The sequence below is a fragment of the Muriicola sp. genome (assembly GCF_049669965.1).
Taxonomy (GTDB): domain Bacteria; phylum Bacteroidota; class Bacteroidia; order Flavobacteriales; family Flavobacteriaceae; genus Muriicola.
Window position 1 is genome coordinate 1 of record NZ_JBATLB010000286.1, and the last position, 7,536, is coordinate 7,536.

The 7,536-nt window shown below is 41.3% G+C and carries 8 protein-coding genes; 6 read left to right on the forward strand and 2 right to left on the reverse strand.

Features of this window, described 5'->3' with window-relative positions; translation table 11 throughout:
* The 3 genes from WBM49_RS13955 to WBM49_RS13965 form a co-directional block, all read left to right on the forward strand.
* A partial coding sequence (locus tag WBM49_RS13955) for a LysM peptidoglycan-binding domain-containing protein (protein WP_424372657.1) occupies positions 1-1,519 on the forward strand: 1,519 nt, incomplete at its 5' end.
* Between the two features lie 3 nt (positions 1,520-1,522).
* A complete protein-coding gene (locus WBM49_RS13960) occupies positions 1,523-1,927 on the forward strand; it encodes an OsmC family protein (RefSeq protein ID WP_424372658.1) in 405 nt (134 codons plus the stop codon).
* Between the two features lie 20 nt (positions 1,928-1,947).
* Positions 1,948-2,451, forward strand: coding sequence for a DUF922 domain-containing protein (locus WBM49_RS13965; RefSeq protein ID WP_424372664.1), 504 nt, complete (start codon positions 1,948-1,950; stop codon positions 2,449-2,451).
* 45 nt (positions 2,452-2,496) lie between these two features.
* On the opposite strand, the gene WBM49_RS13970 is transcribed toward WBM49_RS13965, so the two are convergent.
* A complete protein-coding gene (locus tag WBM49_RS13970) occupies positions 2,497-2,667 on the reverse strand; it encodes a hypothetical protein (protein WP_424372659.1) in 171 nt (56 codons plus the stop codon).
* Between the two features lie 28 nt (positions 2,668-2,695).
* Positions 2,696-3,559: a hydroxypyruvate isomerase family protein gene (locus WBM49_RS13975; RefSeq protein WP_424372660.1), complete on the reverse strand. Its 864-nt coding sequence runs from the start codon at positions 3,557-3,559 to the stop codon at positions 2,696-2,698.
* Positions 3,560-3,609: 50 nt separating this feature from the next.
* Here WBM49_RS13975 and WBM49_RS13980 point away from each other — a divergent pair, with 50 nt between their 5' ends.
* From WBM49_RS13980 to yidC, 3 genes are all read left to right on the forward strand, one after another.
* On the forward strand, positions 3,610-3,852 hold the full coding sequence (locus WBM49_RS13980) for a DUF3820 family protein (RefSeq protein WP_424372661.1): 243 nt from the start codon (positions 3,610-3,612) through the stop codon (positions 3,850-3,852).
* A gap of 49 nt (positions 3,853-3,901) precedes the next feature.
* Positions 3,902-5,539, forward strand: a complete 1,638-nt coding sequence (locus WBM49_RS13985) for a CTP synthase (protein WP_424372662.1) — start codon at positions 3,902-3,904, stop codon at positions 5,537-5,539.
* Positions 5,540-5,638: 99 nt separating this feature from the next.
* Complete coding sequence (yidC, locus tag WBM49_RS13990) at positions 5,639-7,495, forward strand: membrane protein insertase YidC (RefSeq protein ID WP_424372663.1); 1,857 nt, start codon at positions 5,639-5,641, stop codon at positions 7,493-7,495.
* Positions 7,496-7,536: the final 41 nt, after the last annotated feature.

The window sequence follows — 7,536 nt, forward strand, 5'->3', positions numbered from 1 at the left end:
TTTGCCAAGAAAACCGGGGAGCACAGTGGAGGGACAAGAAGTTACGCTCTTTGAGTCATATACGGTCCCATCTAAAAAAACAATGTATAGCCTAAGTGGAGAATACGGTATTACATCGGAGGAGATCATTAAGCTAAACCCTATGATCCTTGAACAAGGTGGTCTTAAAGAGGGCATGGTTCTTAGGCTACCGGTAAAGAAACTGGAAACCGAGGAGGTAAATACAGAGAATTATATTTTTTACGAGGTAAAACCTAAACAGACCGAATACTCGTTAACGCGAAACCTGGGTATTGGCTATAGCGAATTGTTAGCCTTAAATCCATCCCTGTCAAGAGGTTTAAAAGCCGGGATGGTCCTAAAATTACCAAAAGAGAACGCAGTAAATCTCGAAGTGAGAAATTCCTTGATTCTGGATAAGATCAATCTTATAGACAGTATAAATCGGCAAAACAGACCACGCGTCCTTGTTTTATTGCCTTTCCGTCTCAACCGTCTTGATCTGGACAGCGTTGTAAATACTCAACAAGCTATTGAGCGAAGCAATGCTATTTCATACAGTCTGGGCCTGTACAGCGGAGCTCTTATGGCAGCCGATTCTATTGCCAAGCTCGGGGTGTCAGTGAGTGTAAAGGCATTCGATACTGAGTTAAGTAAAGAACGAGTACGGTCTATTCTGGCACAACAGAACATGGGGGAGATAGATGCGATCATTGGACCGCTTCAGGCAGATATACTCAAGGAAGTGGCTAGTCAGGTAAACCAGTATCAAATACCAATCATAGCGCCTCTTACTGCTGAGAGCGATCTTAGTTTGCCCAATGTGTTTTTTTCCGTGCCTTCGGATCAGTTACTCAGAAAAAAAATGTTGGATTATGTGGAGAATATAAGAACAGATCAAAATATCATAGTGATCAGTGATGCCAAGAACGATTCAACCCGGGCCATGATACAAGAGCGCTTTCCCTTGGCGAAGTCGACTCAGATATTAGAAAATGATAAAAATATTTCTCTGGATATTGAGGCATTTACCCTTTTACTTTCCTTGGAAAAAGAAAACTGGGTTTTTGTTGAAACAGATAATTTTAAATTAGTGGCCAGTGTTACCTCCATACTAAATTCTGCAAATACAGAAGAAACACCGGTACGGATGTTCACCACAAATAAGAATAAGGCATTTGAGAATGAGGTCATCTCGGGGACTCACCTTTCTAACCTTAATTTTACCTATCCGTCAATTTATAAGGAAACAGGCAATGATGTGTTTGTGCGAAATTATCGAAAACGTTACGGCTCCAATCCGGATAGATATGCTACCCGCGGATTCGACCTTACCTATGATCTTTTCCTCAAACTTGCCTACAGACCTAATTTGCTGGCGGTTTCAGATCGTATCGGACTCACCGAATATTCCGGGAATAAGTTCGATTATGCGAAAGACATTGCCTCCGGGTATTTTAACCTGGCTTCCTATATTATGATGTATCAAAACATGAGCATCAAACAATTAACTCCTTAGGATATGACCTCTAAAGTTACTTATACTGGTGATATGCGCACTTCTTGTGAGCATCTTGCCTCAGGAAACACCTTTATCACAGACGCACCGGTAGATAACAATGGGTTGGGACAGGCTTTTTCCCCAACCGATACCATTGCCACGGGTTTAGCAAGTTGTATGCTTACCGTTATGGGTATCAAGGCAAATTTGCTCGCTGAAGAATTAAAAGGATCTTATGCCGAAGTAACCAAACATATGGCCTCCAATCCCCGAAGGATCTCTAAGATTGAGGTAGAACTCCATATGCCAGTGGGAATTTCTGATAAAAACAGAATAATTCTGGAGCGTACGGCAAATACCTGCCCGGTGCTCGAAAGTATTCATCCGGACATAGAAAAAATAATTAATTTTCATTGGGGAGCTTAAGATATTTGTTGCTGTATGTGATGCTCGCAACGGCATTTAAGGTCAGTTGTCAGGAAGAAAATGCCATTAGATGGGCCCCTGATCACAGATTAAGCTGGAGCGATTTTAAGGCAGAGCCACCTCAAAACCCGCGTGTAGCGGCGATTACAGCAAGTGGAATTTCCTATCGGTATTCTGCATTGGAAAAACGGGGGCAAATGGAGGTAGATTGGAGTATCGACTCTTTTTTCTATCCTGAATCGTCCTGGTATGTGCCTGAAACCGCCAATAAAGTAATCCTGAGCCACGAACAACTTCATTTTGATATTTCTGAATTATTCGCAAGGAAAATGAGGGCAAGAGTAAGTAATTTTTCCTTTTCTTCTAATGTAAAGGCCGAAATGAAACGGATCTATGAACAGATCCTATTAGAGATGCGTGCATTTCAAAAACGCTATGATGAGGAGACTAATTATTCCAGACTGCTAGAGAAACAATTGGAATGGAATCAAAGAATTTCTGAGGATCTATTGTCCGATAACTAAGACGAAACTACTTATTAAGTTTTCGTCCTAAAGGCAATTAAGATTTTAGTCCTTTTTATTTTTGTAGTCTTCATAATAGAAGGCAGACCCAATGCCGGCACCAATCGCAATCCCCAAACTAATCCAAATTGCCAGATTGTTAGTAATTACGCCTACTACAGCACCAACTACCATTCCCATAGACATTCCAATGGCTAATTTTCGTTCCTTCTTCATACTGGTTTATGGTTTTGGTAAGTACTGCCTATATATCACAAATGGTGACTCCCTCTTTTAAAGCTGCGATCTTATCGGGCCAGCTTGGGATAAATTCTTGAGCCACATGGCCCTTAAAACCTGTTTTTACAATAGCCTTCATAATCGCAGGATAGTATAATTCCTGGGTTTCATTGATCTCATGCCTCCCGGGGTTTCCTCCGGTATGATAATGCCCAATGTATGGATGGTATTCTTCAATGGTGCGTATTACATCGCCCTCCATGATTTGCATATGATAGATGTCGTAAAGTAGTTTGAAATTTTCTGAGTCTAACGCCTTACAGAGGGAAACACCCCAGGAAGTATGATCGCACATATAATCCTTGTGGTCTACTTTGGAATTCAATAATTCCATCATGATGACCACTCCGTGTTTTTCTGCCAGGGGTAAAATTTTCTGCAAGCCATCAACCGCGTTTTGTAATCCCTCTGCATCATCTATTCCACGACGGCTGCCTGAAAAGCAAATTAGGTTGGTGTATCCGGCTGCCGCTACTTTTGGGATCATTTCAGTATAGTTTTTGATCAGGGTTTTGTGATACGTCCTATCGCACCATCCATCGGTAAGATTTATCTCCGCACCCCAACACATCGAGGCGTGAATATGATGCTTTTTTAAAAGTGGCCAATCTTCAGGCCCAACCAGATCTATGGCCTTTACTTCAAGAGAGGATAGATTAGCAAGAAAGGTATCTAATGGGATATCTCCATAACACCAATAACAGGCACTGTGGTTAATGTTCCCTTTTAAATCTGTGGTAGCAGAAGACTCCATCCCTTTAAGGCCAGCCGTCGTTAATAGTCCGGCTGAAGCTGCGGCTGCCGACCCAATAAAAGACCTTCTTTTCATATGGATACACTTTTTGATCTCTTTCAAAGGTAATTTAATTAGATTTATAGATGCAAACGGAACCCAGGAAAGAAGAGTTGATAGCGCTTGCGCATTACAGAATGCCCTTTGGTAAATTTAAAGGACGCTATCTCATTTTGTTGCCGGAGTCTTACTTGCAGTGGTTCCATCAAAAGGGCTTTCCCGAAGGTAAATTGGGCTTTATGATGAAACAGGCCCTGGAAATTAAAGTGAACGGACTGGAAGGCCTCTTACTAAAGATCCAAAAAGATTTTCCGGCGGATTCCCTGTGATTTGAAAATGCAATTCGTATCTTTGAATCCCGTAACCAAGAATCGCAAGATGTCATCTACAAAATACGTATTCGTTACGGGAGGCGTTACTTCCTCGTTAGGTAAAGGAATTATTGCCGCCTCACTGGCTAAACTACTCCAGGCCCGTGGTTACAAGACAACCATACAAAAATTAGACCCCTATATCAATGTAGATCCGGGTACTTTAAATCCTTACGAACACGGCGAATGTTACGTGACCGATGATGGAGCAGAAACCGATCTGGACCTTGGGCATTACGAACGTTTTTTAAACGTAAAAACATCACAGGCAAATAATGTTACTACCGGGAGGATCTATCAAAGTGTTATAGAAAAAGAACGCCGCGGTGAATTTTTGGGGAAGACGGTTCAGGTTATTCCGCATATTACCAACGAGATCAAGGAGCGTATTCAATTACTTGGTAAAACCGGCGAATACGATATAATTATCACAGAGATAGGAGGCACTGTTGGGGATATAGAGTCTTTGCCCTATATAGAATCTGTTAGACAATTAAAGTGGGAACTGGGTGATAATAATGCCATAGTGGTGCACCTAACGCTGGTGCCATTCTTGTCTGCAGCCGGGGAATTAAAAACAAAACCTACTCAGCATTCCGTTAAAACTCTGATGGAGAGTGGGATACAGGCAGATATTCTTGTATGCCGAACAGAACATGAACTCTCGGATGAGATTAAAGAGAAGCTGGCCTTGTTTTGCAATGTAAAGCGAGAAGCGGTCATACAATCTATAGATGCCTCTACTATTTACGACGTTCCTATAATGATGCAAGAGGAGGGCTTGGATACAGTGGCTTTAAAAAAATTAGGCTTGCCAGATACTACCCCTCCGGACCTTACCCAGTGGAATGAATTCTTAGAAAGACATAAAAATCCAAAGAGCGAGGTGACCATCGGACTCATTGGAAAATATGTGGAACTCCAAGATTCATACAAATCTATTCTGGAATCTTTTATACACGCCGGAGCTATAAATGAGGTGAAGGTAAACGTTCAGTCTATTCATTCAGAATATATAACGAATGCCAACTTTGAGCAAAAGATGAAGGGTCTTGATGGGATCCTGGTAGCTCCAGGTTTTGGAGAACGAGGAATTGAGGGTAAAGTGAAGGCCGTTCGTTATGCCAGAGAAAATGGAATACCTTTTTTGGGAATATGCCTGGGAATGCAGATGGCCGTCATTGAATTTGCACGGAATGTCCTTAACTTAAAGGGAGCCAATTCTACGGAGATGGATGAGGAGACGATTTACCCTGTCATAAGTCTGATGGAAGAACAGAAGACAATCACCAACAAAGGAGGAACCATGCGTTTGGGTGCCTGGGACTGTGAATTAAAGGATGGAAGCCTGGTGCAAAAGGTATATCATGGCAAAAAAGAGATCTCTGAAAGACACCGTCACCGCTACGAATTCAATAATGACTATAAAGAGCAATTTGAAAAAGCCGGACTGGTAGCTTCAGGGATCAACAAAGCCACTAATTTGGTAGAAATTATAGAGCTGCCGGATCATCCCTGGTTTATAGGGGTACAGTACCACCCCGAATACAGGAGTACGGTTGCCAATCCACATCCATTATTTGTAGGATTCATCAAGGCCGTCCAGTTCCATAAAAAGCAACAAACCAATGCCAGTTTGGCATAAACTCCACATTTGGACTTATATTTGCAATCGCGTAAAACGTAATGATCTATCATTATTCCTGTATGGGATGTTAAGCAGATAGACACGAGAAACATTTCCATGGAAGAAAAGAAATTAGACATAAATTCGATCATTGGCTTCGTGCTGATATTTGGTATTCTGTTATTCTGGTTTTATCAGAATCAGCCTACCCCCGAAGAAATTGAAGCCCAAAAGGCGAAAATTGAACAGGAAGAAGTTGTAAAATCTCCTGAGGAAGAGATCATTGCGAAGCCGGTCTTGGAGACGCAACCAATTGATTTACAAGATTCAACAGCACTTGTAAATTACAAAAGTGCTGTGGGAGAATTTGGATTTTCACAGGTGTCCGAAGGAACCACCAAACTAGAGAACGACGTCTTGTTCCTGGAGATAAACAATAAAGGTGGGCAGGTTATAGAGGCGCGTTTAAAGAATTTTGTCACCTATGATTCTGTGCCGATCTTCCTGGTTAAAGACGGGAATGCTGTCTTTGATTTGAATTTTACCACCACCAATAACAGGATCATTAACACCAAAGATCTTTTCTTTGAGCCAACAATGTCCCAAAGCGGCAATGAACAGATCCTTTCCTTAAAGGCCAAGGTTTCTTCTACCCAATATCTGGAGTACCGGTATGAGATGAAACCTGGAGATTATTTAGTTGGTTTTACGGTACGTTCTCAGGGACTTGACGGAGTTTTTAATGAGAATCAACCAATTAATTTAAATTGGAAACTCAGGGGAATAAGACATAACAAAAGTATTCAATACGGAAACAGGTATACCCGTTTAACCTATAACCACGAAGGAGAGAAGATCAGTAAGCTATCTGAAAGTGGTGACGATGAAGAAAACGAGATAGATGTAAAGTGGTTGTCCTATCGCCAGCATTTTTTTAGTACCATTCTAACTACCAACAAGCATTTTGAAACCGTAGATATTTCTTCTAAGAACCTGGTTACGGAGGAAAGTCATACCGCTAAGTTCACCAAAGAGTTCAGTACCGTGGCTCCTTTAGCTCTTGAGGGAGGCGAATTGTCTTATGCCATGAATTGGTACTATGGCCCTACGGATATAGAGGTGTTGAAGCAATACAAGGATTTGGGGTTAGTTGAATCTATTCCTTATGGTTGGGGAATTTTCGGTTGGATAAACCGCTATGTTTTCACTCCATTTTACGGATTCATTAGTTCATTCTTGCCCTTTGGGATCGCCATCATAGTAATGACCATTATTGTTAGATTACTGATGTCTCCTGTAACCTATAAGTCCTATCTGTCTCAGGCAAAAATGAAGGTGCTTAAACCAGAAATCACTGAATTGACCGAGAAGTACAAGGACAATGCCATGAAGAAGCAACAGGAGACCATGAAACTCTATAATAAGGCCGGGGTAAGTCCCATGAGCGGGTGCGTCCCCGCCTTGTTGCAATTACCTATTTTCTATGCGCTATTTATGTTTTTCCCCACTTCTTTTGCCTTAAGGCAGAAGTCTTTTTTATGGGCAGAAGACCTATCGTCTTATGATACCATTGCTCAATTGCCATTCACGATTCCTTTTTATGGAGATCATGTGAGTTTATTTCCAATTCTGGCCTCTATTGCGATCTTCTTCTATATGATGATGACCACCGGACAGAATATGCAGACCCAACCAGGGATGCCTAATATGAAATTCATCATGTACCTATCTCCGTTAATGATGTTATTCTTCTTTAATAATTATGCGAGTGGTCTGAGTTTGTATTACTTTATTTCTAACCTGATCACCATTTTTATAATGCTTGCCATTAAGCGTTTTATCTTGGATGAAGACAAGATCCATGCGCAGATACAGCTCAATAAGACGAAGCCCAAGAAGGAGAACAAATTCCAACGAAAAATGAGGGAGATGATGGAGCAGGCAGAAAAGCAAAAACAGATTGGCAAGAAGTAGGAAACCCTGTTCTGAAAGCTTGTGTTTTGTAGAATACTATC

Coding starts and splice junctions, on each gene's coding strand:
- WBM49_RS13960 (WP_424372658.1), top strand. CDS start 1,523: ATGACCTCTAAAGTTACTTATACTGGTGATATGCGCACTTCTTGTGAG.
- WBM49_RS13965 (WP_424372664.1), top strand. CDS start 1,948: ATGCTCGCAACGGCATTTAAGGTCAGTTGTCAGGAAGAAAATGCCATT.
- WBM49_RS13970 (WP_424372659.1), bottom strand. CDS start 2,667: ATGAAGAAGGAACGAAAATTAGCCATTGGAATGTCTATGGGAATGGTA.
- WBM49_RS13975 (WP_424372660.1), bottom strand. CDS start 3,559: ATGAAAAGAAGGTCTTTTATTGGGTCGGCAGCCGCAGCTTCAGCCGGA.
- WBM49_RS13980 (WP_424372661.1), top strand. CDS start 3,610: ATGCAAACGGAACCCAGGAAAGAAGAGTTGATAGCGCTTGCGCATTAC.
- WBM49_RS13985 (WP_424372662.1), top strand. CDS start 3,902: ATGTCATCTACAAAATACGTATTCGTTACGGGAGGCGTTACTTCCTCG.
- yidC (WP_424372663.1), top strand. CDS start 5,639: ATGGAAGAAAAGAAATTAGACATAAATTCGATCATTGGCTTCGTGCTG.